The sequence below is a fragment of the Pseudomonas sp. SK3(2021) genome (genome assembly GCF_016772375.1).
GTDB classification, from domain to species: Bacteria; Pseudomonadota; Gammaproteobacteria; order Pseudomonadales; family Pseudomonadaceae; genus Aquipseudomonas; species Aquipseudomonas chlororaphis_I.
The window spans coordinates 4,830,023-4,854,912 of the sequence record NZ_CP061943.1; the positions used below are offsets into that span (position 1 = coordinate 4,830,023).

20 protein-coding genes are annotated in these 24,890 nt (G+C 62.2%); 6 read left to right on the forward strand and 14 right to left on the reverse strand.

Annotated elements, in window-relative coordinates; genetic code table 11:
- Positions 1 to 66 precede the first annotated feature (66 nt).
- From cmk to mtnA, 7 genes are all read right to left on the reverse strand, one after another.
- Positions 67 to 756: a (d)CMP kinase gene (gene cmk / locus IF690_RS21040; protein WP_202697227.1), complete on the reverse strand. Its 690-nt coding sequence runs from the start codon at positions 754 to 756 to the stop codon at positions 67 to 69.
- A complete protein-coding gene (locus IF690_RS21045; protein WP_202701662.1) occupies positions 753 to 2,960 on the reverse strand; it encodes a bifunctional prephenate dehydrogenase/3-phosphoshikimate 1-carboxyvinyltransferase in 2,208 nt (735 codons plus the stop codon). Before IF690_RS21045 ends, cmk begins: the two co-directional genes overlap by 4 nt.
- A 28-nt stretch (positions 2,961 to 2,988) precedes the next feature.
- Positions 2,989 to 4,101, reverse strand: coding sequence for a histidinol-phosphate transaminase (gene hisC / locus IF690_RS21050; RefSeq protein ID WP_202697228.1), 1,113 nt, complete (start codon positions 4,099 to 4,101; stop codon positions 2,989 to 2,991).
- A gap of 11 nt (positions 4,102 to 4,112) precedes the next feature.
- Positions 4,113 to 5,207, reverse strand: coding sequence for a prephenate dehydratase (gene pheA, locus IF690_RS21055; protein ID WP_009045010.1), 1,095 nt, complete (start codon positions 5,205 to 5,207; stop codon positions 4,113 to 4,115).
- Positions 5,207 to 6,292 (reverse strand): 3-phosphoserine/phosphohydroxythreonine transaminase, encoded by a 1,086-nt coding sequence (gene serC, locus IF690_RS21060; protein ID WP_202697229.1) that lies wholly within the window; start codon positions 6,290 to 6,292, stop codon positions 5,207 to 5,209. The genes pheA and serC overlap by 1 nt, the downstream gene beginning before the upstream one ends.
- A 64-nt stretch (positions 6,293 to 6,356) precedes the next feature.
- Complete coding sequence (gene gyrA, locus IF690_RS21065; RefSeq protein ID WP_202697230.1) at positions 6,357 to 9,026, reverse strand: DNA gyrase subunit A; 2,670 nt, start codon at positions 9,024 to 9,026, stop codon at positions 6,357 to 6,359.
- A gap of 354 nt (positions 9,027 to 9,380) precedes the next feature.
- A complete protein-coding gene (gene mtnA, locus IF690_RS21070; RefSeq protein ID WP_202697231.1) occupies positions 9,381 to 10,457 on the reverse strand; it encodes an S-methyl-5-thioribose-1-phosphate isomerase in 1,077 nt (358 codons plus the stop codon).
- Between the two features lie 108 nt (positions 10,458 to 10,565).
- Here mtnA and IF690_RS21075 point away from each other — a divergent pair, with 108 nt between their 5' ends.
- From IF690_RS21075 to IF690_RS21095, 5 genes are all read left to right on the forward strand, one after another.
- On the forward strand, positions 10,566 to 11,897 hold the full coding sequence (locus IF690_RS21075) for a TRZ/ATZ family hydrolase (protein ID WP_202697232.1): 1,332 nt from the start codon (positions 10,566 to 10,568) through the stop codon (positions 11,895 to 11,897).
- Between the two features lie 64 nt (positions 11,898 to 11,961).
- Positions 11,962 to 12,660, forward strand: a complete 699-nt coding sequence (gene ubiG, locus IF690_RS21080; RefSeq protein WP_202697233.1) for a bifunctional 2-polyprenyl-6-hydroxyphenol methylase/3-demethylubiquinol 3-O-methyltransferase UbiG — start codon at positions 11,962 to 11,964, stop codon at positions 12,658 to 12,660.
- Between the two features lie 4 nt (positions 12,661 to 12,664).
- Complete coding sequence (gene mupP, locus IF690_RS21085) at positions 12,665 to 13,336, forward strand: N-acetylmuramic acid 6-phosphate phosphatase MupP (protein WP_202697234.1); 672 nt, start codon at positions 12,665 to 12,667, stop codon at positions 13,334 to 13,336.
- 38 nt (positions 13,337 to 13,374) lie between these two features.
- Entirely contained in the window at positions 13,375 to 14,115 is a 741-nt protein-coding gene (locus IF690_RS21090; protein WP_202697235.1) for a YciK family oxidoreductase, read from the forward strand.
- Between the two features lie 367 nt (positions 14,116 to 14,482).
- Positions 14,483 to 15,409 (forward strand): GGDEF domain-containing protein, encoded by a 927-nt coding sequence (locus IF690_RS21095; RefSeq protein ID WP_202697236.1) that lies wholly within the window; start codon positions 14,483 to 14,485, stop codon positions 15,407 to 15,409.
- 36 nt (positions 15,410 to 15,445) lie between these two features.
- Here IF690_RS21095 and IF690_RS21100 read toward each other — a convergent pair whose 3' ends face one another.
- The 7 genes from IF690_RS21100 to IF690_RS21130 form a co-directional block, all read right to left on the reverse strand.
- A complete protein-coding gene (locus tag IF690_RS21100; RefSeq protein ID WP_502710151.1) occupies positions 15,446 to 16,198 on the reverse strand; it encodes an iron-containing redox enzyme family protein in 753 nt (250 codons plus the stop codon).
- Between the two features lie 78 nt (positions 16,199 to 16,276).
- Positions 16,277 to 18,736: an EAL domain-containing protein gene (locus IF690_RS21105; protein WP_202697239.1), complete on the reverse strand. Its 2,460-nt coding sequence runs from the start codon at positions 18,734 to 18,736 to the stop codon at positions 16,277 to 16,279.
- A gap of 204 nt (positions 18,737 to 18,940) precedes the next feature.
- Positions 18,941 to 20,767: an ABC transporter ATP-binding protein gene (locus tag IF690_RS21110; RefSeq protein ID WP_502710152.1), complete on the reverse strand. Its 1,827-nt coding sequence runs from the start codon at positions 20,765 to 20,767 to the stop codon at positions 18,941 to 18,943.
- Entirely contained in the window at positions 20,760 to 21,362 is a 603-nt protein-coding gene (locus IF690_RS21115; protein WP_198920106.1) for a DsbA family protein, read from the reverse strand. Before IF690_RS21115 ends, IF690_RS21110 begins: the two co-directional genes overlap by 8 nt.
- A 36-nt stretch (positions 21,363 to 21,398) precedes the next feature.
- Positions 21,399 to 22,340, reverse strand: coding sequence for an oxygen-dependent tRNA uridine(34) hydroxylase TrhO (gene trhO, locus IF690_RS21120; RefSeq protein WP_202697240.1), 942 nt, complete (start codon positions 22,338 to 22,340; stop codon positions 21,399 to 21,401).
- Positions 22,341 to 22,441: 101 nt separating this feature from the next.
- Positions 22,442 to 22,741 carry a BolA family protein gene (locus tag IF690_RS21125; RefSeq protein ID WP_009050178.1) on the reverse strand — a complete coding sequence of 100 codons (300 nt, stop codon included), beginning with the start codon at positions 22,739 to 22,741 and terminating at the stop codon, positions 22,442 to 22,444.
- Positions 22,742 to 22,753: 12 nt separating this feature from the next.
- Positions 22,754 to 23,269, reverse strand: a complete 516-nt coding sequence (locus IF690_RS21130; RefSeq protein WP_202697241.1) for a DUF2059 domain-containing protein — start codon at positions 23,267 to 23,269, stop codon at positions 22,754 to 22,756.
- Between the two features lie 192 nt (positions 23,270 to 23,461).
- On the opposite strand from IF690_RS21130, the gene IF690_RS21135 reads away from it, so the two are divergent.
- The gene (locus tag IF690_RS21135) at positions 23,462 to 24,856 is read left to right on the forward strand and encodes a class II fumarate hydratase (RefSeq protein WP_202697242.1); all 1,395 of its coding nucleotides are present in this window, start codon (positions 23,462 to 23,464) and stop codon (positions 24,854 to 24,856) included.
- Positions 24,857 to 24,890 lie beyond the last annotated feature (34 nt).

Here is a 24,890-nt window from a genome sequence, read left to right on the forward strand (position 1 = left end):
TGTGGGTTACGTTCATATAAAAGAAGGACCGCAGGACTATGACTGGTCCCCTGCGCTCCTCCTTGGTCACCCGGCGATATCGCGAATGGCGATTTCACTCAAGATGCGTTCCAGCACCTGCTCGATGGACAACTCCGTGGAATCCAGCTGTATCGCGTCAACCGCCGGTTTGAGCGGGGCGACTGCTCGCTGGGTGTCACGCTCATCGCGCGCACGAATCTCATCTAGCAGACTCGACAGACTAACACCATCGACTTTTCCCTTCAACTGCAAGTAGCGGCGGCGCGCACGTTCCTCGGCACTTGCGGTGAGGAATATCTTCAGGGGCGCATCGGGAAATACCACCGTCCCCATGTCACGCCCATCGGCCACCAACCCCGGCGGCTCCTGAAAAGCCCGCTGACGCTGCAACAGCGCATCGCGCACGGCCGGCAGCGCCGCGACCTGGGACGCCCAGGCACCGACCTGCTCGTTGCGCAAATCATCGGTGACGTCATCCCCCTCCAGGATGATGCGCTGTGGATGGCCTTCGCTCGCTCCGACGAACTGCACATCCAGATGAGCCGCCAACAGTTTCAGCGATTCCTCATTGGTCAAGTCGACACCATGATTGCGCGCGGCAAAGGCCAGCAGGCGGTACAAGGCACCGGAATCCAGCAGGCACCAACCCAGGCGCTTGGCCAGAAGCCCGGCGATAGTGCCCTTGCCCGAGCCGCTTGGCCCATCGATGGTGATGACTGGAGCCTTGATGTTCACGACTGAGCCTCTTGCGCAACACGAATGCCGACCTGTGCGCATAGCGCGAGGAAGTTCGGGAAGGAAGTGGCAACGTTGGCGCAGTCATGAATGCGGATTGGCGCATTGGCGCGCAATGAAGCCACGCTGAAGGCCATGGCGATACGGTGGTCGCCATGCCCGTGCACTTCGCCGCCGCCAATCTGGCTGCCATCGATGATGATACCGTCCGGAGTCGGTTCGCACTTGACGCCCAGGGCCAGCAAGCCGTCGGCCATCACCTGGATGCGGTCGGACTCCTTGACCCGTAGCTCTTCGGCGCCACGCAGCACGGTACGCCCTTCGGCGCAGGCCGCGGCAACGAACAACACCGGGAACTCGTCGATCGCCAGCGGGACCAGTTCTTCCGGAATCTCGATCCCCTTGAGCTTCGCCGCGCGAACACGCAGGTCCGCCACAGGCTCGCCGCCGACTTCCCGCTGGTTCTCCAGGCTGATATCAGCCCCCATCAGGCGCAGGATATCGATTACCCCGGTACGAGTCGGGTTGATGCCAACGTGCTCGAGCACCAGCTCGGAGCCTTCGGCGATGGATGCAGCCACCAGGAAGAAGGCCGCCGAGGAGATATCCGCAGGCACCTCGATATGGGTCGCCTGCAGCTTGCCACCGGACTCGACCGAGGCCGTGGCGCCGTCGACCGCTACCGGGTAACCGAAACCACGCAGCATGCGCTCGGTGTGATCACGGGTTGGCGCAGGCTCGGTCACCGTGGTCTTGCCTTCGGCGTACAGGCCAGCCAACAGCAGGCAGGACTTAACCTGGGCACTGGCCATTGGCATGGTGTACGTCAGGCCCTTGAGCTTGTGACCACCACGGATGGTCATCGGCGGACGTCCTTCCGCGGCGGTTTCAATGACCGCCCCCATCTCGCGCAGCGGATTGGCTACACGATTCATCGGACGCTTGGACAGCGAGGCATCGCCCGTCAGCACGCTATCGAAACTCTGCGCGGCCAGCAGGCCAGACAGCAGACGCATCGAGGTGCCGGAGTTGCCCAGGTAGATCGGGCCCGGAGCCGGCTTCAAGCCATGCAGGCCAACGCCATGGATGGTCACGCGACCATGGTGCGGGCCTTCGATCACCACGCCCATGTCGCGGAAAGCCTGCAGCGTCGCCAGGGCGTCCTCGCCCTCGAGGAAGCCTTCGACTTCGGTAGTACCTTCAGCCAGGGAGCCGAGCATGATCGAACGGTGAGAAATCGACTTATCGCCTGGTACACGAATCCGCCCAGTCAGGCGGCCACCAGGATTTGCCAGGAAAATCAGGTTATTGGAGTTCATAGCGTCCACATAGGCCCGACGGGCCAGGATTTTACTGAAATGCTCGCGAGCAACCCGGGCGCGAGTGAATACGCCCAACAACTGGTGCCCATCCCCTGCATCGACCGCGTCGCGCAAGGCGTCGAGGTCGTTGCGAAATGTATCGAGTGTGCGCAGGACAGCTTCGCGATTGGCGAGGAAGATGTCGTGCCACATGACCGGGTCACTACCGGCGATTCTCGTGAAATCACGGAAACCGCCCGCAGCGTAGCGGAAGATGTCCAGATTTTCACTGCGCTTGGCCAACGAATCGACCAGACCGAACGCCAGCAAGTGTGGCAGATGACTGGTCGCCGCCAGCACTTCATCGTGGCGCTCGACCTGCATGTGCTCGACATCGGCCCCCAGCTCCCGCCAGAGCTTGTCGATCACCGCCAGCGCTGCCGGGTCGGTCTGCTCCAGCGGCGTCAGGATCACCTTGTGGCGACGGAACAACTGGCCATTGGCGGCTTCCACCCCGCTCTGCTCGGAACCGGCGATTGGATGCCCCGGGACGAAGCGCGGCGGCATGCCGCCAAAAGCCTCGGTCGCCGCTCGCACCACATTGCCCTTGGCACTGCCGACATCGGTCAGGATCGCCCGCCCCAGATCCATGCCGGCCAGAATCGCCAGCAGCTTTTCCATGGCCAGAATCGGTACCGCCAACTGGATCACGTCAGCACCCTGGCATGCCAGCGCCAGGTCTTCTTCACAGCGATCCACCACGCCCAACTCAACGGCCAGCTTGCGCGATTGCGGATCGAGATCGACACCGACTACCTCGCGACATACGCCACTTTCACGCAGCCCCTTGGCAAAGGAACCGCCGATCAGTCCCAGGCCGACCACCACCAGGCGACCGATCATAGGCACCGCAGGTTGCACTGGAATGACATCAACCACGAGCCAGAACCTTGGCCAAAGCCTCGAGGAAACGCGTGTTTTCAGCCGGCAGGCCAATGGTCACGCGCAGGTGGTTCGGCATGCCGTAATTAGCCACCGGACGCACGATCACCCCTTCACGCAGCAAGCCCTGGAACACCGGCGCGGCAACCCGCCCGACATCCACCGCGATGAAGTTGCCCCTGGAGGCGATCCAGCTCAGGCCCAGCTCCCGGAAGCCGGCTTCCAGCTGCTGCATGCCCGCCTCGTTCAGACGCCGGCTCTCGGCCAGGTAATCGGCATCCTCCAGCGCCGCACATGCCGCCGCCAGGGCCAGGCTGTTGACGTTGAAGGGTTGGCGAACGCGATTGAGCACGTCGGCAACGGTCGGAGTCGACAAGCCATAACCCACGCGCAACGCAGCCAGGCCGTAGGCCTTGGAGAAGGTTCGCGAAACCAGCAGGTTCGGATAGGCCGCCAGGAAATCCAGGCCATCCGGCAGGTCGCTGCCTTCGGCATATTCGATGTAGGCCTCGTCCAGCACTACCAGCACATGCGCCGGTACGTCCTGGAGGAACTCGTCCAGCGCCTCGGCGCTGAACCAGGTACCGGTCGGGTTGTTCGGGTTGGCGATAAACACCACCCGGGTATCGGCATCGATGGCCTGCAACATGGCCGGCAGGTCATGCCCCCAGTCCCTGGCCGGAATCACGCGGGCGTCGGCACCCACGGCCTGGGTAACGATCGGATAGACCGCAAAGGCGTGCTCGCTGAACACCGCATTCAGGCCAGGCGCCAGATAAGCGCGGGCGACCAGCTCCAGGATGTCGTTGGAACCATTGCCCAGGGTGACCTGCGCCAGCTCGACGCCACAGCGCTCGGCCAGCAGGGTCTTGAGCGCAAAACCATTGCCATCCGGATAGCGGGTCAGCTCGGCCAGCTCTTCGCGAATCGCCGCCAGCGCCTTGGGGCTGGCGCCCAGCGGGTTTTCGTTACTCGCCAGCTTGACGATTTTCGCCGGATCGATATCCAGCTCGCGTGCCAGTTCGTCCACGGGCTTGCCCGGAACGTAAGGCGAAAGTTGTTGCACGCCCGGCTGCGCCAGAGCGAGGAAGTCGCCACTCATTGTTAAATGCCTCAGAGAACCGCTTTCGGGTAGGAACCCAGCACCTTGAGTGCCACTGCTTCCTGGCTGATCTTTTCCAGCACACCCTTGATCAATGGATCGCGGTGGTGGCCGACGAAGTCGATGAAGAACACATAGGTCCACTTGCCGCTGCGCGAAGGCCGGGTTTCGATACGCGTCAGATCGATGCCGTTGTCATGGAAAGGCACCAGCAGCTCATGCAGAGCGCCGGGCTTGTTGCTCATGGAAACGATGATCGAAGTCTTGTCGTCGCCGGTCGGCGGCACTTCCTGGTTGCCGATCATCAGGAAGCGCGTGGAGTTGTCCGGGCGATCCTCGATTTTCTCGGCCAGACGGGTCAAGCCATACAGGCTCGCCGCCATGTCGCCGGCAATGGCCGCCGAGTTCCACTCGCCCTTGACCCGCTTGGCCGCTTCGGCGTTGCTGGAAACCGCAACCCGCTCGACATTCGGATAATGCGCATCCAGCCACTTGCGGCACTGCGCCAGGGATTGGGCATGGGAGTAGATACGGCTGATGCTGTCGGTCTTGGTGTTTTCACCGACCAGCAGATGATGGTGGATACGCAGCTCGACCTCACCGCAGATCACCATGTCGTGCTCAAGGAAACTGTCGAGGGTGTGGTTGACCGCACCCTCGGTGGAGTTTTCCACGGGCACCACGCCAAAGTTCACCGCACCCGCCGCCACTTCACGGAACACTTCGTCGATCGCCGCCATCGGCTTGCTGATCACTGCGTGACCGAAGTGCTTCATGGCCGCGGCCTGGGTGAAAGTGCCTTCCGGACCGAGGTAGGCCACTTTCAGTGGCTGCTCGAGCGCCAGGCAGGACGACATGATTTCACGGAACAGCCGCGCCATCTCTTCGTTGCCCAGCGGCCCCTGGTTGCGTTCCATCACCCGCTTGAGCACCTGAGCTTCACGCTCAGGACGATAGAACACCGGCACTTCGCCTTCGGCCAGCGAGGCCATCTTTACTCGCGCGACTTCCTGGGCGCAGCGCGCACGCTCACTGATCAACTCCAGGACTTTCTCGTCCAGAGCGTCAATGCGCAAGCGCAGTGCCTTGAGTTCTTGCTCAGACATTAGCCGTGTTCCTTTTCGAACTCTGCCATGTACGCCACCAGCGCGTTGACCGCATTGATGTCGACGGCGTTGTAGATGGAGGCGCGCATGCCGCCTACCGAACGGTGACCCTTGAGGTTCAACAGGCCACGCGCGTCGGCACCGGCCAGGAACGGTTTGTCCAGACGGTCATCGGCCAGGCGGAACGGCACGTTCATCCACGAGCGGTCCGACTTGTTGATCGGGTTGCTGTACAGGCCGCTGGCGTCGATGAAGTCGTACAGGGTGCGCTGCTTGACGTCATTGAGCTTGGCGATGGCTTCCACCCCACCCTGCTCCTTGAGCCACTCGAACACCAGGCCGGACAGGTACCAGGCCAGGGTCGGCGGAGTGTTGTACATCGAGCCGTTGTCCGCCGCGACCTTGTAGTTGAGCATGGTCGGGCACAGCGAGCGAGCGCGACCCAGCAGGTCCTCGCGAACGATATTGACCAGGATGCCGCTCGGGCCGATGTTTTTCTGCGCACCGGCATAGATCATGCCGAAACGGGAGATATCCACAGGGCGCGAGAGGATGTCGGAAGACATGTCGGCCACCAGCGGAACGTCACCGGTTTCCGGGATCCACTGGAACTCCAGACCACCGATGGTTTCGTTCGGCGCGTAGTGCACGTAGGCCGCGTCTTTCGACAACTGCCATTGGTTCTGGCCAGGAATGGCGAAGTAATCGTAAGGCTTGGCAGTGGCAGCCACATTGACATGGCCGTAGCGCGAGGCTTCTTCAATGGCTTTCTGCGACCAGATACCGGTATCGATATAGTCGGCAGTGCCATTTTCCGGCAGCAGGTTCAGTGGGATCTGAGCAAATTGCTGGCTGGCGCCGCCTTGCAGAAACAGCACTTTATAGTTCGAGGGGATATTCAGCAGATCACGCAGATCCTGCTCGGCCTTGGTGGCGATGGAGACGAACTCATCGCTGCGATGGCTCATCTCCATGACCGACAGGCCCTTGCCATGCCAATCCAGCAATTCGGCCTGGGCACGCAACAGGACAGCTTCAGGTAGCGCAGCGGGACCTGCGCAGAAGTTATAGGCTCGTTTGCTCACATCCACTCTCGCTATGCATTCACGGTAGCGGACAGAGCAAACACTCTGCCCTGCTACGATTTATTTAGTCTTGCGACTCTTCTTCGCTTGCGGCGTCAGCCTGCTGGCCTTCGACGGCATCATCCGAGTCGGTTGCCGCATCCAGCACGGCACCCTCGAGCACCTCGCCCTCTTCGCCTTCCAGCTCGTCGCCTTCCACCTCGGACGGCTCCTGAACCCGTTCCAGGCCTACCAGCGTTTCGTCGTTGGCCAGCTTGATCAAGGTTACGCCCTGGGTGTTACGGCCCAGGCTGGATACTTCGTCGACCCGGGTGCGCACCAGGGTGCCCTGGTCGGAAATCAGCATGATTTCCTCGCCGTCGAGCACCTGAACCGCTCCGACCAGGCGGCCGTTACGCTCGTTGCTGACCATGGCGATAACGCCCTGACCGCCACGCTTGTACTCAGGGAACTCAGTGATCGCCGTACGCTTGCCATAACCCCGCGCCGAAGCGGTGAGGATCTGGCTGCCTTCTTCCGGGATCAGCATGGAGATCAGCTTCTGCCCTTCCGGCAGACGCATGCCGCGCACACCGCGGGCGGTACGACCCATGGCACGAACGTCGGACTCCTTGAAGCGAGTCACCTTGCCACCATCGGAGAACAGCATGACTTCGCGCTCGCCATCGGTGATCGCGGCGGAAATCAGTACATCGCCCTCGTCCAACTCCAGCGCAATCAGACCGACGCTGCGCTGACGGCTGAAGGATTCCAGCGGGGTCTTCTTCACGGTGCCGTTGGCGGTCGCCATGAAGATGTAGTGACCTTCGGTGTATTCCTCGACCGGCAGCATGGTGGTGATGTATTCACCATCGTCCAGCGGCAGCAGGTTGACCAGCGGGCGGCCGCGGGCGGCACGGGAAGCCTCGGGGATTTCATAGGTCTTCAGCCAGTAGACCTTGCCCTTGCTGGAGAACAGCAACAGCGTGGTGTGACTGTTGGCCACCAGCAGGTGAGCGATGTAGTCCTCATCCTTGACGCCGGTTGCCGACTTGCCTTTACCGCCACGACGCTGGGCCTGGTACGCAGCCAGCGGCTGGGTCTTGGCATAACCGCCGTGGGAAATGGTCACGACGCGCTCTTCTTCCGGAATCATGTCGCCCAGGGTCAGGTCGAGACGGGCATCGAGGATCTCGGTGCGGCGCACATCGCCGTATTCGGCGCGAATCACTTCCAGCTCTTCGCGGATCACTTCCATCAGGCGCGTGGCGCTGTTGAGGATGCGGATCAGCTCGCCGATCTGGTTGAGGATCTCCTGGTACTCGGCCAGCAGTTTTTCATGCTCGAGGCCGGTCAGGCGGTGCAGGCGCAGTTCCAGGATGGCCTGTGCCTGCTCTGGCGACAGGAAGTACTTGCCGTCGCGCAGACCGTATTGCGGATCGAGGTTCTCCGGACGGCAGGAATCCGCGCCGGCACGCTCGACCATGGTCATCACCGCGCTGGATTCCCAAGGCGTGCTGACCAGCGCTTCCTTGGCTTCCGACGGGGTCGGCGAGGCCTTGATCAGGGCGATCACCGGGTCGATGTTCGACAGGGCAACGGCCTGGCCTTCGAGAATGTGGCCACGTTCACGGGCCTTGCGCAGTTCGAACACGGTACGGCGGGTCACCACTTCACGGCGGTGACGCACGAAGGCTTCCAGCAGGTCCTTCAGGTTGAGGATCCGCGGACGACCGTCGATCAGCGCGACGATGTTGATACCGAACACGCTCTGCAGCTGGGTCTGGGCGTAGAGGTTGTTGAGGATCACCTCCGGCACTTCGCCACGACGCAACTCGATCACCACGCGCATACCGTCCTTGTCGGACTCGTCGCGCAGCTCGGTGATGCCTTCGAGCTTCTTCTCCTTGACCAGCTCGGCGATCTTCTCGATCAGGCGCGCCTTGTTCAATTGGTAAGGCAGCTCGGTGATGACGATCTGCTGGCGGCCACCGACCTTGTCGATGTCCTCGATGATCGAGCGGGCACGCATATAAATGCGTCCGCGACCGGTACGGTAGGCCTCGATGATGCCTTCGCGACCGTTGATGATCGCCGCGGTCGGGAAATCCGGGCCCGGGATGTGCTGCATCAGCTCATCGACGGTCAGCTCCGGGTTGTCGATCAGCGCCAGGCATCCATCGATGACTTCACCGAGGTTGTGCGGCGGAATGTTGGTCGCCATGCCCACGGCGATACCGCTGGAACCATTGACCAGCAGGTTGGGGATCTTGGTCGGCATGACCGCGGGGATCAGTTCGGTGCCGTCGTAGTTCGGCACCCAGTCCACGGTTTCCTTGTGCAGGTCGGCCAGCAACTCGTGCGCCAGCTTGGTCATGCGCACTTCGGTGTATCGCATGGCCGCCGCGTTGTCGCCGTCGACCGAACCGAAGTTACCCTGGCCGTCTACCAGCAGGTAGCGCAGGGAGAATGGCTGGGCCATACGAACGATGGTGTCGTACACCGCGGTATCACCGTGCGGGTGATACTTACCGATCACGTCACCGACAACACGGGCAGATTTCTTGTACGGCTTGTTCCAGTCGTTACCGAGCTCGCTCATCGCGTACAGCACGCGCCGGTGCACGGGCTTCAAGCCATCGCGCGCATCAGGCAGTGCCCGCCCGACGATTACGCTCATCGCGTAGTCGAGATAGGACTGTTTCAGCTCGTCTTCGATATTGACCGGGAGGATTTCTTTGGCCAGTTCGCCCATGAGAAGCCTGATTCCTTTTTCTGGTGAAACTTCGTCACATCCATATGGGACGAACGAAGCTCGCCGCTGCAGGCCTAGTGCCATGCACCGACTTACGACAAATCAACAAGTTATGCCATGGATTTGCGCAGTGAAGGCGGTCACTTCGGACCACCTTGGAAACCGCCGGATGTTATCACAATCGCCGCCACGCACCTATCCCCCTGATGCGCATGGAGCATAGTTAGTTGACCGGTGACAGGCTGATAAGAGACGAGAGAAGCTCAGAGGCGGATTTCGCGCATAAATGCGGATTTTTTCCGGACTGACGACCGCCCCTCGACAGCCGCCAGTGAAACTTTCTGCAAAATGACCTCAGTGCAGGCGCTTGCGGCACATCAATTGGGTCATTTTTGCGGTGTCGGGCCGCTCGACGATGCCTTTCTCGGTGACGATGGCGTCGATCAGGTCCGCCGGCGTGACATCGAATACCGGGTTGTAGGCCTCCACAGCCGCCCCTACCCGCTTGCCACCGACCTCGAGCAGCTCCTTGCCATCACGCTCTTCGATTGGAATGTCGTCGCCGCTGGCCAGGGCCATGTCGATGGTCGAACTCGGCGCGACCACCATGAAACGCACACCGTGGTGCATCGCATTGACCGCCAGTTGATAGGTGCCGATCTTGTTCGCCACGTCACCGTTGGCGGTAATGCGGTCGGCACCAACGATCACCCAGGTCACGCCCTTGGTTTTCATGATATGCGCAGCGGCGGAGTCGGCGTTCAAGGTCACCGGAATGCCTTCGTTGGCCAGTTCCCAGGCGGTCAGCCGCGAGCCTTGCAGCCAGGGACGGGTTTCATCGGCATACACCCGCTCAACCATACCCTCGATAAAGGCTCCGCGAATCACCCCCAGGGCCGTGCCGAAGCCTCCGGTTGCCAGGGCCCCGGTGTTGCAGTGGGTCAGGATAGCCTGGGCATTGCCCTGATGCCGGCGAATCAGGTCGACACCCAGCTGGGCCATGGTCAGGTTGGCTTCGCGATCGCTTTCATGAATAGCCAGGGCTTCCGCTTCCAGCACCGCCAGCGGGTCGGCGTGATCCTTGAGGCGCTCCAGGCGCTCGCGCATGCGGTTCAGCGCCCAGAACAGGTTGACCGCGGTCGGACGCGAGCCGGCAAGCAGCGTGAAGTCTTCTTCCATCGCCGCCTGCCAGTCGCCACCGGCGGCAAAACGCGCGCGCGCCGCCAGGACCACGCCATAGGCGGCACTGATGCCGATCGCCGGCGCACCACGCACCACCATTTCGCGAATGGCGCCTGCGACGCCGGCCGCACTGGTGTAGGCGATCCAGCTTTCCTCGAAGGGCAAAATACGCTGATCGAGCAGATACAGGGCGTCATCCCGCCAATCGATGGCCTTCACCTTCTCCGCAGCCAACAGTCGATCGCGCATCCTTCACCCCGCACTCATGAACAAAAGCCGCCGATTATAGCGATCCCCCGGCGAAGACGCTCGGGTATACTTCGCCATCCTCCACAAACGCCCTGGAACCGATCTTCGATGCCGAACCCTGTCGTTGCGCTCGACCTACTCCTGTTGCCGACCTGGCTGGTGCCTGTTGAACCGGCCGGCGTGGTGCTCAAGGAACACGGCCTGGGTATCCGCGACGGCCGCATCGTGTTCATCGGCCCGCGTGCCGACGCCTTGAAGCTGCAAGCCGCCGAGGTCCGCGAACTGCCTGGCATGCTGCTCAGCCCCGGCCTGATCAACGCCCACGGCCACGCGGCGATGACCCTGTTCCGCGGCCTGGCCGACGATCTGCCGCTGATGACCTGGCTGGAAAACCACATCTGGCCCGCCGAAGCCAAATGGGTCGATGAAGCCTTCGTCCGCGACGGTACCGACCTGGCCATCGCCGAACAGCTCAAAGGCGGCATCAGCTGTTTTTCCGACATGTACTTCTTCCCGAAGGTGGCCAGCGAGCGCGTGCACAACAGCGGCATTCGGGCGCAGATCGCCATTCCGATCCTCGACTTTCCGATTCCGGGCGCCCACAGCGCCGACGAGGCTATCCGGCAGGGTGTCGAGCTGTTCAGCGACCTCAAGCATCATTCGCGCATCAAGATCGCCTTCGGCCCCCACGCGCCCTATACGGTCGGCGACGAAAACCTGGAGAAGATCCGGGTCATTGCCGAAGAACTCGATGCATCCATTCATATGCATGTCCATGAAACCGCCTTCGAGGTGGAACAGGCCATCGCCCGGCACGGTGAGCGCCCCCTGGCCCGACTGGCGCGGCTGGGACTGCTCGGGCCGCGCTTCCAGGCCGTACACATGACCCAAATCAGCGATGACGACCTGGCTTTGCTGGTAGAAACCAACAGCAATGTCATCCATTGCCCGGAGTCGAACCTGAAACTGGCCAGCGGCCTCTGCCCGGTGGAACGGCTGTGGCAGGCTGGCGTCAATGTTGCAGTAGGCACCGACGGGGCCGCCAGCAACAACGACCTGGACCTGCTCGGCGAAACCCGCACCGCCGCGCTGCTGGCCAAGGCCGTGGCAGGCTCGGCCACCGCACTGAATGCCCACCAGGCGCTGCGCATGGCCACCCTCAACGGCGCGCGGGCCCTGGGCCTGGAAAGCGAGATCGGCTCGCTGGAGCTCGGCAAGGCTGCGGACCTGGTGGCCTTCGACCTGTCCGGCCTGGCGCAACAACCGATCTACGACCCGGTTTCGCAGCTTATATATGCCACCGGCCGCGATTGCGTGAAACACCTTTGGGTCGCCGGCAAGCAATTGCTCGACGACCGGCGCCTGACGCGCCTGGACGAACAACAGCTGCACGCCACGGCGACAGCCTGGGGCCGGCGCATCAGCGGCCATACCGAATAGCAGGAACCCTCGAGCTCCGGCTTGAGACCGACAGCAAGCATTTTCCAGATTCAGAGGATTACCCATGAGCAACGTCGACCACGCCGAAATCGCCAAATTCGAAGCCCTCGCCCATCGCTGGTGGGACCGCGAGAGCGAATTCAAGCCGCTGCACGATATCAACCCGCTGCGGGTCAACTGGATTGACGAGCGCGTCAACCTGGCCGGCAAGAAAGTCCTCGACGTCGGTTGCGGCGGCGGCATCCTCAGCGAAGCCATGGCCCAGCGTGGCGCCACGGTCATGGGCATCGACATGGGCGAGGCCCCGTTGGCGGTGGCACAGCTGCATCAACTGGAGTCCGGGGTGAACGTCGAATACCGGCAGACCACTGCCGAAGCCCTGTCCGAGGAAATGCCCGAGCAGTTCGACGTCGTCACCTGCCTGGAGATGCTCGAGCACGTACCGGACCCGTCCTCGGTAATCCGCGCCTGCTTCCGTATGGTCAAGCCCGGCGGCCAGGTGTTCTTCTCCACCATCAACCGCAATCCAAAGGCCTACCTGTTCGCCATCATCGGCGCCGAATACATCATGAAGCTGCTACCGCGCGGCACCCATGACTTCAAGAAATTCATCCGTCCCTCCGAACTGGGCGCCTGGAGCCGCGATGCCGGCCTGGCCGTCAAGGACATCGTCGGCCTGACCTACAACCCGCTGACCAAGCACTACAAGCTGGCCGCCGACGTCGACGTCAACTACATGATCCAGACCCTGCGAGAGGAATAAGCCCATGCGTATCAGAGCAGTTCTTTTCGACATGGACGGCACCCTGCTCGACACCGCGCCGGACTTCATCGCCATCTGCCAGGCCATGCGCGCCGACCGCGGCCTGGCGCCGATCGCGGACAAGCATATCCGTGACGAAATCTCCGGCGGCGCCCGGGCGATGGTGGCCGTCACCTTCTCGATGGACCCGGAGTCCCCGGGCTTCGAGGAACTGCGCCTGGAGTTCCTCGAGCGCTACCTCAAGCATTGCGCGGTGCACAGCAAGCTGTTCGACGGCATGGCCGAGCTGCTGGCCGATATCGAAAAGGCCAATCTGCTCTGGGGCGTGGTCACCAACAAGCCGGTGCGCTTTGCCGAGCCGATCATGCGGCAGCTGGGCCTGGCGGAACGTTCCGCCCTGCTGATCTGCCCGGATCACGTGAAGAACAGCAAACCCGATCCGGAGCCGTTGATCCTGGCGTGCAAGATGCTCGACCTCGACCCGGCCAGCGTACTGTTCGTCGGCGACGACCTGCGCGACATCGAATCGGGCCGCGATGCAGGCACCAGGACCGCCGCGGTGACCTACGGTTACATCCACCCGGACGACAATCCCAAGCATTGGGGCGCCGACGTGGTGGTCGATCACCCACTGGAACTGCGCCAGGTCCTGGATCAGGCACTGTGCAGCTGCTGATCGGCCCAGGCTTTCGCTTCTGATTTCCCGAGGTTTTTATGTTTGATTATTCCGCCCGCCCCGAACTGCTCAAGGATCGGGTCATTCTGGTCACCGGCGCCGGCCGCGGCATCGGTGCTGCGGCCGCCAAGACCTTCGCCGCCCACGGCGCCACCGTACTGCTGCTGGGCAAGACCGAAGCCAACCTGACCCAGGTCTACGACGAGATCGAAGCCGCCGGCCATCCTCAGCCGGTGGTGATTCCGTTCAACCTGGAAACCGCCCTGCCGCACCAGTACGACGAACTGGCCGCCATGGTCGAAGCCGAGTTCGGCCACCTCGATGGCCTGCTGCACAACGCCTCGATCATTGGCCCGCGCACGCCGCTGGAACAACTGTCGGGCGAGAACTTCATGCGTGCGATGCACGTCAACGTCAACGCCATGTTCATGCTGACCAGTACCCTGCTGCCGCTGCTCAAGCTGTCCCAGGACGCTTCGGTGGTGTTCACCTCCAGCAGCGTTGGCCGCAAGGGCCGTGCCTACTGGGGCGCCTATGGCGTTTCGAAGTTCGCCACCGAAGGCCTGATGCAGACCCTGGCCGACGAAGTCGAGGGCGTCGCCCCGGTGCGCGCCAACAGCGTCAATCCGGGCGCCACCCGCACCAGCATGCGCGCCCAGGCCTACCCGGGGGAAAACCCGAGCAACAACCCGGCCCCCGAGGAGATCATGCCGGTCTACCTGTACCTCATGGGTCCGGACAGTACCGGGATCAACGGCCAGGCATTCGACGCCCAGTAATCCTTTCTTTGGCCGCGGCGGAATACCGTCGCGGCACTCCTTATCCCGCCGGCCTTTGCCGAGTCATCGCCAGACAAATGCCCCCTTGGCCACACCAAGACTCGGCACTGTCAGCCAACCCGCTGAATTCAAAAGCATTTTGCTCAAATTGAGCAAATGGCACGCCTTTCGCTCTCATCTCCCTCAGATCGGCAGGGTATTGGCGAAACTCGGCGGCGATCGGGTCGGGGCTTATAACGGGCTGTAAAGCGGATTAGACTGTGGGCACTTTGTCCTGCGGGACTGATGGAACAGTATGACGTGCAGCCATGAGCCGCTCTCACCCAGCCAGTAAAGACTGCATTACGTGCTCAGGGGCTCACGCCATATGAAAACACCGACCCAGACCAACGCAATTGACTTCGATAGCGCCAAATTGCAACGCCTGGGCTTTGGCCAGCAATCACCACTCCTGCAACGCCCGGTCAGCCTCGCCCAACTGCGCCAGCAACTGAGCCTGCAATTGCAGACCAGCCTGGAACCGCAACGCATTCTCGGCCTGTTCTTCCGCGAAACCCAACGCCTTGTCCCCCTCGACGCCCTGGTTTACCAACACAAACCCAGTGACCTGCGCCTGGAATTCGGCCAGCGCGGCCACCACTCCATCAGCTACAACCTGAGCCATGAAGGCGAGACCGTGGGCGAACTGGTGTTTCGGCGCAACCAGCGCTTCAGCGACCAGGAACAGGGCCATCTGGAATCCCTGCTGTCCGCCCTGCTGTACCCGATGCGCAACGCCCTGCTCTATCGGGCCGCCACCCGTAGCGCCCTGCGCGACCCCTTGACCGATACCGGTAACCGGATCGCCATGGACCAGACGCTGCAGCGGGAAATTGAAATGGCCCGCCGCCACTTGCACCCGCTGTCACTGCTGATGCTGGACATCGATCACTTCAAGAGAATCAACGACAGCCACGGGCACAGCGCCGGCGATGAAGTGCTCAAGGCCGTTGCCGCGGCCATCAAGGCGCAGTTGCGCAACGTCGACATGGTGTTTCGTTTTGGCGGCGAGGAGTTCCTGATCCTGCTGTCCAACACCGGACGCGATGCCGCCGCCATGGTGGGAGAACGGCTGCGCCAGGCGGCCCAGGCCAAGGATTACTGGGCGGATGGCAAGTTGATCGAGCTGACGGTCAGCCTGGGTTGCTCGACCCTGCTGCCGGGGGAATCAGCCGAGAGCCTGCTGCGCCGTGCGGACAGCGCGCTGTACGTGGCCAAGCGCGAAGGCCGCAATCGCCTGGCGATGGCCGGCTGAGAGAACGGCTGGGCCGCCTTCATCGCAGGCAGCCACTCAACCTTCGACCAGCGCCATCCGCTCACGGGCCGCCGGGGTCTTTTCCTGTTGCATGCAACGCTCCAGGAACAGGTACATGTAGTCATAACTCTTGCAGATCGCCTGGCGCAGTTCGCCCTGCAAGGCTTTGCTCGGTTGCATGCCGGCCAGGGTACAGATGATTTCCAGCGCCTCCCAAGGATGCGCATCGTCGTACTGGGCATGCATTTTCAGCCACTTCATCGCCCGCTTGCGCTCTTCTTCGGGAAAGGCCGCCGCATAGACGCCGGTGGAGCAGACCAGCGCCGACCACTCACCCGTTGCACCCTCGATTGCGTAGTTGGTCGCAGCGATCGCCACGATCAGCGAGTCGGCGGAGCTGGTGTGCCAGCACCAATGACTCAAGGCATGCAACTCCGGAGGGACCTGTTGCGCCTGCAGATCCTCCAGGCTCACACCGTGGGCGCGGCTCCAGTTCACCCAGTAATCGGCATGATTGAGCTCGACCCGGATATTGCGCATCAGCCAGCGTCGCGCCATGTCTTCCCCGGGGTGACGGGCAAAACGGGTCTTGGTCAGGTTCTGCGCCATGTACAGGGCGAATTGCTCGACAACCGGCCAGCCGCCGATCAGGTACTGGCGCATGGTCTTGTTGCTGAGCTTGTTGTCGCGCATGCGCTGGTACAGTTCGTGGTCGACCACGCGGCGCTTGCTCTCGCTGCAATCCTGGATCAGCTGCCGGGCCCAGGCGGGATAGCTTGCAGCGTCCATGAGCGGACCGGTTCTGTTGAATGCGTCGATCACTGTCGGGGCTCCTTTTGAGGGTGATGGTACGGATCAGCGAGAGATTCAACGGAACGTGCCAGGAGCCTTGAATAGCAGAGGCTGTGGTCGCGAAGGCCGACACTGCAGGCTGTCGCAGGTAAAGAGTTGCGGGCGCTCGATCAGGTAGCCTTGAGCGTAATCCACGCCAATCTCCAACAATGCCTGCTCAATCTGCGGTGTTTCGACAAACTCGGCAATCGTGCGTTTGCCCATCACATGACCGATATGGTTGATCACCTCGACCATCGCGCGATTGATCGGGTCGTCCAGCATATCCTTTACGAAACTTCCATCGATCTTCAGGAAGTCTACAGGCAAATGTTTGAGATAAGCGAATGACGACATTCCCGCGCAAAAGTCGTCCAACGAAAAATGGCAACCCAAGCCCTTGAGCTCGTTGATAAATCGAATCGCACTACCGAGATTGGAGATAGCACTGGTCTCGGTGATTTCAAAACAAATCAGGTCCGGTGGCACGCCATGGACGATGAACCGCTCGCGCAGGAAGTCCAGGAAAGCCTCGTCACCGATGGTCGCTCCCGACAGATTGATCGCACACATCGCCAGGGGGCCTTCACGCTCCTCGCGGATGCATTCGGCGATGATCTTGAACACGTTTTCCACCACCCAACGGTCCAGAGAGGTCATCAGGCCGTAACGCTCGGCGGCAGGAATGAAGCTGTCGGGCAGGATCATCCGCCCGGCCTCGTCGTGCAGGCGCAGCAGAATCTCGATATGCCCGCCGAGCCGGTCCGCATGACCCAGGGCGGCTATTTCCTGGGCATAAAGACAGAAGCGGTTTTCCTCCAAAGCCATGTGCAGGCGCTGGACCCAGGCCATTTCGCCGAACCGCAGGGACAGCTCCGAGTCGTCCGCGTGATAGACCTGGACCCGGTTGCGCCCTTTCTCCTTGGCCATGTAGCACGCCATGTCCGCTGCCCGCAGCGACGCTTCGAGGGTGGTCGGGGTTTGCGCCACATGCACCAGGCCGATGCTGACCGTGGTCACGAAGGGCCGGCCCTTCCAGACAAAATGCAGGTTCTGCACCGTCTGGCGCAGGCCTTCGGCGATCTTTTCCGCCGCTTCCGGAGAGCAGTTTTCCAGCAGGATGCCGAATTCGTCGCCGCCCAGGCGCGCCAGGGTATCGCCCTCGCGCAGGCCCGACTGGAGCAAGGCGCAGATATGCCGGAGCAACTCGTCCCCTGCCGCATGGCCGCAGGTGTCGTTGACCAGCTTGAACTGGTCCAGGTCGAGGAACATCAGCGCGTGCCGCCCCGGTTGCCGGTTCAGGTTGTGCAACGCCTGCTCCAGGCGGTACTCGAACTCGCGACGGTTCGCCAGGCCGGTCAAGGCATCGTGGGTCGCCTGCCAGGACAGATTGGCGATGTACTGGCGCTCCTGGGTCATGTCGTGCAGCACCAGTACCGTGCCGCTGACTTTACCGGCGTTCTGGATAGGCGCGCCGACCAGGGTCACCGACACCGTGCTGCCATCCAGGCGCTGGATCAGTTTCGAGTGCTCGCTGCCGCCACTGAGCTGACCGCTGAGAATATGCTCGATCAGGGTGAAGCCGTCAGTCTGGGCATTCTCATCCAGCAGATTGAACAAGGCCGCCAGCGGCAGCCCCACGGCCTGCTCGGCCTTCCAGTGGGTCATGTCCTCGGCGGCCGGGTTCATGTAAGCGATGGCGCCGTCCACGTCGGTGGTGATGACGCCGTCGCCAATGGATTGCAGGGTGATCTGTGCCCGCTCCTTTTCCAGCTGCAAGGCGCTGGCAAATTCATGACGCTGAGCCAGCAGCTTATGGGTGCGCAGCAGCGCCAGGACAATCAGCCCTAGCGCGGTGGCCAGGTTGGTGATCAGCAACAGCCGCAGGATGACCCGCGACCCCCCGCCCAGCGCGTCGCTAAAGGCCTTGGCAGCGGGCGTCACGCCATCGTTGATGGCGAAAATCTGGTTCTTCCAGCGCTGGATATCGGCTTCGGAGGCCTGGTTGCTGGTAATACTGCGGTGCATTTCATGGGCCACGCTATCGAGCTGCATCAGATAACTGTCGCCCACGGTCCACAGGTCGATGGCTTTTTCCAGGTAGCTGAAATGGCGGAAGTTCAGGTACAGCCAGATCACGCTGTCGCTGTCGTCGGGATGGTTGCCGCCCTTGAGAATCCCCGCCCGCGCAGCATTCAGGTCGGGTGGCTGCTGATCCAGCGCGACCCGCAGTTCATGCCCGCCCTGAGGCACGGCAATGGCGTTCTGGTACTTCAGAAAGATCGATTCGTCGCGGCTGTCGGCATAGAGATTGAGGTAGTAGATGGCGTCCTTCTGGCCCTTGGACCAAAGGCTCTCCCCGGCAACGTAACCACGTACCGCCGAAAGGACATATAAGCTGAGGCCACCCAACAGCGCTTGAAACAACACCACCGCAATAAATGGCCAGACGATGCCCAATAACCGTGGCGTTCCGAGAGTCCGCTTTTGCTTCATGAGGTCCCTTGCATAAGCACTGCCAGATGAACACCCGAGAAAATAACGCTCCTGACAGCACAGACTAGGCTAATTTCCGCGGCTTCGAACGCACAGGCCGTGACGTTCAAGCACGATGCCAGTCGAGACACGACAGGGTCGTGCCCCTGGAGGGTCATTTCCACCAGAGAATTCAAGCACTAAGCACAGAAAACCGGATAAAACTCAAGGTCGTTGGACTTGCTGCAAATGCCCGTAAAGCTTGGCGTAAAGGCCGCCGTCGGCAATTAGCTGCTGATGGTCGCCATCTTCGGCAATCTGCCCGCCATCGAACACCAGAACCCGATCCGCCTGTTTTACCGCGGACAGACGGTGGGCAATGATCAGCGTGGTCCGGCCGTGGAGGAAACGCGTCAGCGCCTGGTGCAGGTTGTACTCGGTGGCGGCGTCCAGGGCGGAGGTGGCTTCGTCGAGGATCACCACCTTGGGCTCGGCCAGGACCATCCGCGCAATCGCCAGGCGCTGGCGCTGCCCGCCGGACAGACGCACGCCGGAACGGCCGACCACGCTGTCCAGACCGTTGGCCAGGGCGCGTACCGTCGAGTCCAGCTGGGCGATCTCCAGCGCCCGCCAGCAGGCTTCGTCACTGCGCTCGCGACCCATGGTCAGGTTGGCGCGGATGCTGTCGTTGAACAGCGCCGGATGTTGCAACACCACCGCCACGTTTTCGCGCAGGGTTTCCAGGCCGATTTCCTGCTGGGTCTTGCCGCCAAAACGAATCACGCCCGCCTGCGGTGTATAGAGCCCCAGCAACAGTTGCACCAGGGTACTTTTGCCGCCGCCGCTGGCGCCGACGATCGCCACCTTCTCCCCCGGCTCGATCGACAGGTTCATCTGCTCCAGCACCAACTCGTCACCGTAGCCGAAGCTCAGGCCGCTGACTTCGATCCCCACGGTCTCGCGCCCCTGGAACGGGTCGATACCGCCGGCATATTGTGGCTCGTCGGCCCGCGACAGCAGCTCGTTGATCCGCGACAGCGCGCCACCGGCGGCGTAGTAGGCGTATTGCAGGTTCAGCAGTTGTTCCACCGGGCCGATCATGAACCACAGGTAGCTGAACACGGCCAGCATCTGGCCGATGGACAGGTCGGAAAACAGCACGGTAAGCATGGCCGCCGCGCGGAAGATATCGATCCCGAACTGGAACAGCAGCCCGCTGGCGCGATTGGAGGCATCGCTCTTCCATTGCGAAGCCACCGCATAGTCCCGCACATCCTGGGCACGCCGGCCGAGACGGCCGAGGAAAAAGCCCTGGCGGTTGCCGGCGCGGACTTCCTGGATCGCATCCAGGGTTTCGGTCAGGGCCTGGGTGAACCGCGAGGTGCTGTCGTTCTCAAGCTTCTTCAGATGCTTGACCCGCTTGCCCAACTGCACCGTGGCATAGATCACCAGGGGGTTGAACAACAGGATCAGCAGCGCCAGTTGCCAGTGCATCCACATCAGGATGCCCGCGGTGCCCACCAGCGTGAGCATGGCCACCAGAAAACGGCTGAGGGTTTCGCCGACAAACTTGTCCAGGGTGTCGAGGTCGGTGACCAGGTGGGTCGTCACCGTACCGCTGCCCAGGCTTTCGTACTCGCCTAGGGAAATGCGCTTGAGGCGCTCGATCAGCCGCAGGCGGATGCGATAGACGATGTCCTTGGCCAACCCGGCAAACAACCGGGCCTGCAGCACGTTGAACAGCAGCGCCGAGCAACGCAACATCAGGGTGATCAGCAACATCAGGCCGATATAGCCGGCGGCGCTCTGCCAGCCCGCGGGCAAGGCGTGGTTCATCACCTTCAGCGCGGCATCGCCGTGCCCCAGCAGCACTTCGTCCACCAGCAGCGGCAGCAGCAACGGGATCGGCACGCTGCACAGCGTCGCCAGGACGGCCACGCCATTGGCGATCCACAAAGCTTTTTTATGCTGCAGTGCCAACCGGCGGACTTCCGCCCAGCTCAGGCGATCGACGGGTTCCGGCGCTTGCGGATCACGAACCAGGTCACGCACAGGCGGCACGCTCCAGCCAGCGGCCGAGCAGTGGAGACAGCTCACTCAGGGGCTGGTAGCCATTGGTCAACAAGGCCAGCTGGCCATTGCGCTCGGCCAGCAAGGTCGGGAAGCCGGCGATCCCCAGGTCCTGGACCCAGGTGAAATCGGCGGCGGTGGCGGCATGCTGCTCGGCGCGATCGAAAGCCTCGGCGAACTCGATGCGCGGCACGCCCGCTGCTTCGGCCAGTTCCACCAGAACGCTGGCGCGAGTGACATCCCGGCCTTCGACGTAAAAGGCTCGCTGGATCAGCCGCAACAGTTTCCAGGCGCAATCCGGCGCCAGACTGCGCGCCGTCACGATGGCGCGGCACGCAGGCTCGGTGTCATAGACAAAACCGTCAGGCAAGGCGCCTTCGAACTTGAACGGCTGGCCGGTGGCCTCGGTGACCGCCTGCCAGTGCTCGATGATGTAGCGACGGGTGGTCGGCTCCAGTGCCGAACCGCTGCCGGTGCGCAGGCCGCCCACCACCAGATGCAACTCGACACCCGCTGCCCGCGCCTGCTCGACCAGGGCCTCGGCCACTGGAGCGAAGCCCCAGCACCACGAACACATCGGGTCCATCACATAGAGCAGGCGGGCAGACATGGCTCAGGCCTCGGAAGAAGATTGCTTGTAGTTGTAACCGATCGGGTGCGGCATGTTGCGAGCCTTGGCCAGTTCAATCTGCTTCTGCCGGTCGATGGCGCTGCGGCGGGTTTTCTCGCTCAACGTGTCCCAGCAATGCGGGCAACTGATACCCGGCACATAGTGCTCGCTGGCGCGATCTTCAACGCTGACCGGCGTACGACAGGCATGACATTGATCGTAGTCGCCTTCGCTGAGGTCGTGACGCACGGTCACCCGATTATCGAAGACGAAGCAGTCACCCTGCCATTTACTCTCCTGCTGCGGCACCTCTTCGAGGTACTTGAGGATGCCACCCTTGAGGTGGAAGACCTCGTCGAAACCTTCGCTGAGCATGTAGCTCGAAGCTTTCTCGCAACGAATGCCGCCGGTGCAGAACATCGCGACCTTCTTGTGCTTGCTCGGATCGAAGTTGGCTTTGATGTAGTCGGGGAACTCGCGAAAACTGGTGGTCTTCGGGTCGATGGCGCCTTCGAAGGTGCCGATCGAGACTTCGTAGTCGTTGCGGGTGTCGATCAGCAACACTTCCGGATCGCTGATCAGCGCGTTCCAGTCCTGCGGCTCGACATAGGTACCGACCTTCTTGTTCGGGTCGACGCCGGGCACGCCCAGGGTCACGATCTCTTTCTTGAGCTTGACCTTGGTGCGGTAGAACGGCTGCTCGTCGCAGTACGACTCCTTGTGATCGATGTCGACCATGCGCGGGTCGTTCTTGAGCCAGGCCAGCAGCCCGTCGATACCTTCGCGACTACCGGAAACGGTGCCGTTGATGCCTTCTTCGGCGATCAGCAGGGTGCCCTTGATGCCGTTGTCGAGCATCGCCTTGAGCAGCGGTTCGCGCAGGGAGACGTAATCTTCGAGGGTGACGAACTTATACAGTGCCGCCACGACAATCTGTTGTGTCATGGGTAATTCTCCAGGTGGCTACCCTCGTAAAGGGTGAACCGGATGCAAAAAAAACGCGCCGACTGAGCGGCGCGTTGCGGATTCTAGCAAAAAACCTGTGGTTAATGCTTGCTGCCGCCAGCGCAGGTCGGCGAGGCCGGGGCCACGCCGATCTTCGCCCATTCTTGCGGCGTGTAGGTATGCAGCGCCAACGCATGGAACTGGCCCATCAGCTCGCCCAGGGTCGCGTAGACCTTCTGGTGACGCTTGACGCTGTTGAGCCCGGCAAACTGCTCGCTGACCAGCACGGCCTTGAAGTGGGTCTCCAGGCCGCGGCTGTGCATGTGGCTTTCGTCCAGCACCTGCAAATGCTCAGGCTGCAATGCGCCCAGTGCCGATTCGATACGTTGTTGCATGGTCATTCCTGGCTCCGCTTACTTCTTCTTCGCCGGGGCGGCCTTAGGCTCGAGTTCGGCGGTCATGTCGGCCAGCAGCTTGTTGACTACCGGTACCGCGCTTTCCAGCTTGGCCTGGGTCATCTGGGCCGATTGCTGGGTCAGCTGCGGCATTTTTTCCAGGACTTTCTTGCCCAGCGGCGACTGGTAGAACGCCACCAGGTCCTTGAGCTCGGATTCGCTGAAATTGCTGGTGTAGAGCTTGACCATGTCCGGCTTCAGCTTGCTCCAGCCGATGGCCTGGTCCAGGGCGGCGTTGGCCTTGGCCTGGTAGGTTTCCAGCACGGCTTTTTTCGACTCTGGGGCTTTGGTCTGTTCAAAACGCTGAGCGAACATTTGCTGCACTTGCATGTACACCGGAGTGCCCAGCTTGTCAGCGTGCGCCAGGGTCAGGAAAGCTTCGGCACTGGCGTTGTGGCTGGCGGTATCGGCAAGCACCTGGCCGCTGGCGCAAACCAGAGCAACCGCGGTACAGATGGCACGAAGACGAGTCATCGAGTTTCCTTTTCTAGCAGGCGAGGTATAACCCCAAGGGCGACCATTCTGCGCCTAAAAAACTCTGTCGCTCAACCCCAAGCCTTGTGGTGCCTGCATTTGCTCGACCAAATGACACAAAAGGCGCTTTATGGAACCCAGGCGATGGATCACGGCCTAAACTGCGCAATCAGACCTACAGGAGTGAGCACGATGAGTCGAATCGAAACCGACAGCCTTGGCCAGGTTGAAGTCCCGGACGACGCCTATTGGGGCGCCCAGACCCAGCGTTCGCTGATCAACTTCGCCATCGGCAACGAGCGCATGCCGCTGTCGGTCCTGCATGCCCTGGCGTTGATCAAGAAGGCCGCGGCCCGGGTCAACGACCGCAACGGCGACCTGCCGGCCGACATCGCCCGCCTGATCGAACAGGCCGCCGACGAAGTGCTGGACGGCCAGCATGACGATCAGTTCCCGCTGGTGGTCTGGCAGACCGGCAGCGGTACCCAGAGCAACATGAACGTCAACGAGGTGATCGCCGGTCGCGCCAACGAACTGGCCGGCAACCCGCGCGGCGGCAAGACGCCGGTGCACCCCAACGACCACGTGAATCGCTCGCAAAGCTCCAACGACTGCTTCCCCACGGCGATGCACATCGCCGCGGCCCAGGCGGTGCAGCAGCATCTGTTGCCGGCGATCGCCGAACTGTCCGGCGGCCTGGCCGAACTCTCGGCGCGCCACATGAAGCTGGTGAAGACCGGCCGTACCCACATGATGGATGCCACGCCCATCACCTTCGGCCAGGAGCTGTCGGCCTTCATCGCGCAACTGGACTACGCCGAACGCGCCATTCGCGCAGCCCTGCCGGCGGTTTGCGAGCTGGCCCAGGGCGGTACCGCCGTCGGCACCGGGTTGAACTCGCCCCACGGTTTCGGCGAGGCGATCGCCGCCGAGCTGGCGGCCTTGTCCGGGCTGCCATTTATTACCGCGCCGAACAAGTTCGCCGCCCTCGCTGGCCACGAACCCCTGACCACCCTCTCCGGGGCCCTCAAGACCCTGGCGGTGTGCCTGATGAAAATCGCCAACGACCTGCGCCTGCTGGGCTCCGGGCCACGGGCCGGGCTGGCCGAGGTCAGGCTGCCGGCCAACGAACCGGGCAGCTCGATCATGCCGGGCAAGGTCAATCCGACCCAGTGCGAAGCCCTGTCGATGCTGGCGTGCCAGGTGATGGGCAACGACGTCGCCATCGGCTTCGCCGCCAGCCAGGGCCACCTGCAGTTGAACGTGTTCAAGCCGGTGATCATCCATAACCTGCTGCAATCGGTGCGCCTGCTCGCCGACGGCTGCAGCAACTTCCAGCAGCACTGCATCGCCGGGCTGGAGCCCGACCCGGTGCAGATGGCCGATCACCTGGAGCGCGGGCTGATGCTGGTCACCGCGCTCAACCCCCATATCGGCTACGACAAGTCCGCCGAGATCGCCAAGAAGGCCTATGCCGAGAACCGCACCTTGCGTGAGGCGGCCCTGGAGCTGGGGTATCTGACGGACGAAGAGTTCGATGCCTGGGTGCGGCCGGAAAACATGCTGGAGGCTGGCAAGCAGGGCTGATGCAAGGCGGTGATTGAACAGACGCTATCGCGGG

Bases quoted from the DNA above. Each gene is read 5' to 3' on its own strand.
- IF690_RS21045 (WP_202701662.1), bottom strand. From the start codon at position 2,960: ATGATCGGTCGCCTGGTGGTGGTCGGCCTGGGACTGATCGGCGGTTCC.
- hisC (WP_202697228.1), bottom strand. From the start codon at position 4,101: ATGAGTGGCGACTTCCTCGCTCTGGCGCAGCCGGGCGTGCAACAACTT.
- pheA (WP_009045010.1), bottom strand. From the start codon at position 5,207: ATGTCTGAGCAAGAACTCAAGGCACTGCGCTTGCGCATTGACGCTCTG.
- gyrA (WP_202697230.1), bottom strand. From the start codon at position 9,026: ATGGGCGAACTGGCCAAAGAAATCCTCCCGGTCAATATCGAAGACGAG.
- mtnA (WP_202697231.1), bottom strand. From the start codon at position 10,457: ATGCGCGATCGACTGTTGGCTGCGGAGAAGGTGAAGGCCATCGATTGG.
- IF690_RS21075 (WP_202697232.1), top strand. From the start codon at position 10,566: ATGCCGAACCCTGTCGTTGCGCTCGACCTACTCCTGTTGCCGACCTGG.
- ubiG (WP_202697233.1), top strand. From the start codon at position 11,962: ATGAGCAACGTCGACCACGCCGAAATCGCCAAATTCGAAGCCCTCGCC.
- mupP (WP_202697234.1), top strand. From the start codon at position 12,665: ATGCGTATCAGAGCAGTTCTTTTCGACATGGACGGCACCCTGCTCGAC.
- IF690_RS21090 (WP_202697235.1), top strand. From the start codon at position 13,375: ATGTTTGATTATTCCGCCCGCCCCGAACTGCTCAAGGATCGGGTCATT.
- IF690_RS21095 (WP_202697236.1), top strand. From the start codon at position 14,483: ATGAAAACACCGACCCAGACCAACGCAATTGACTTCGATAGCGCCAAA.
- IF690_RS21100 (WP_502710151.1), bottom strand. From the start codon at position 16,198: ATGGACGCTGCAAGCTATCCCGCCTGGGCCCGGCAGCTGATCCAGGAT.
- IF690_RS21105 (WP_202697239.1), bottom strand. From the start codon at position 18,736: ATGAAGCAAAAGCGGACTCTCGGAACGCCACGGTTATTGGGCATCGTC.
- IF690_RS21115 (WP_198920106.1), bottom strand. From the start codon at position 21,362: ATGTGTTCGTGGTGCTGGGGCTTCGCTCCAGTGGCCGAGGCCCTGGTC.
- trhO (WP_202697240.1), bottom strand. From the start codon at position 22,340: ATGACACAACAGATTGTCGTGGCGGCACTGTATAAGTTCGTCACCCTC.
- IF690_RS21125 (WP_009050178.1), bottom strand. From the start codon at position 22,741: ATGACCATGCAACAACGTATCGAATCGGCACTGGGCGCATTGCAGCCT.
- IF690_RS21130 (WP_202697241.1), bottom strand. From the start codon at position 23,269: ATGACTCGTCTTCGTGCCATCTGTACCGCGGTTGCTCTGGTTTGCGCC.
- IF690_RS21135 (WP_202697242.1), top strand. From the start codon at position 23,462: ATGAGTCGAATCGAAACCGACAGCCTTGGCCAGGTTGAAGTCCCGGAC.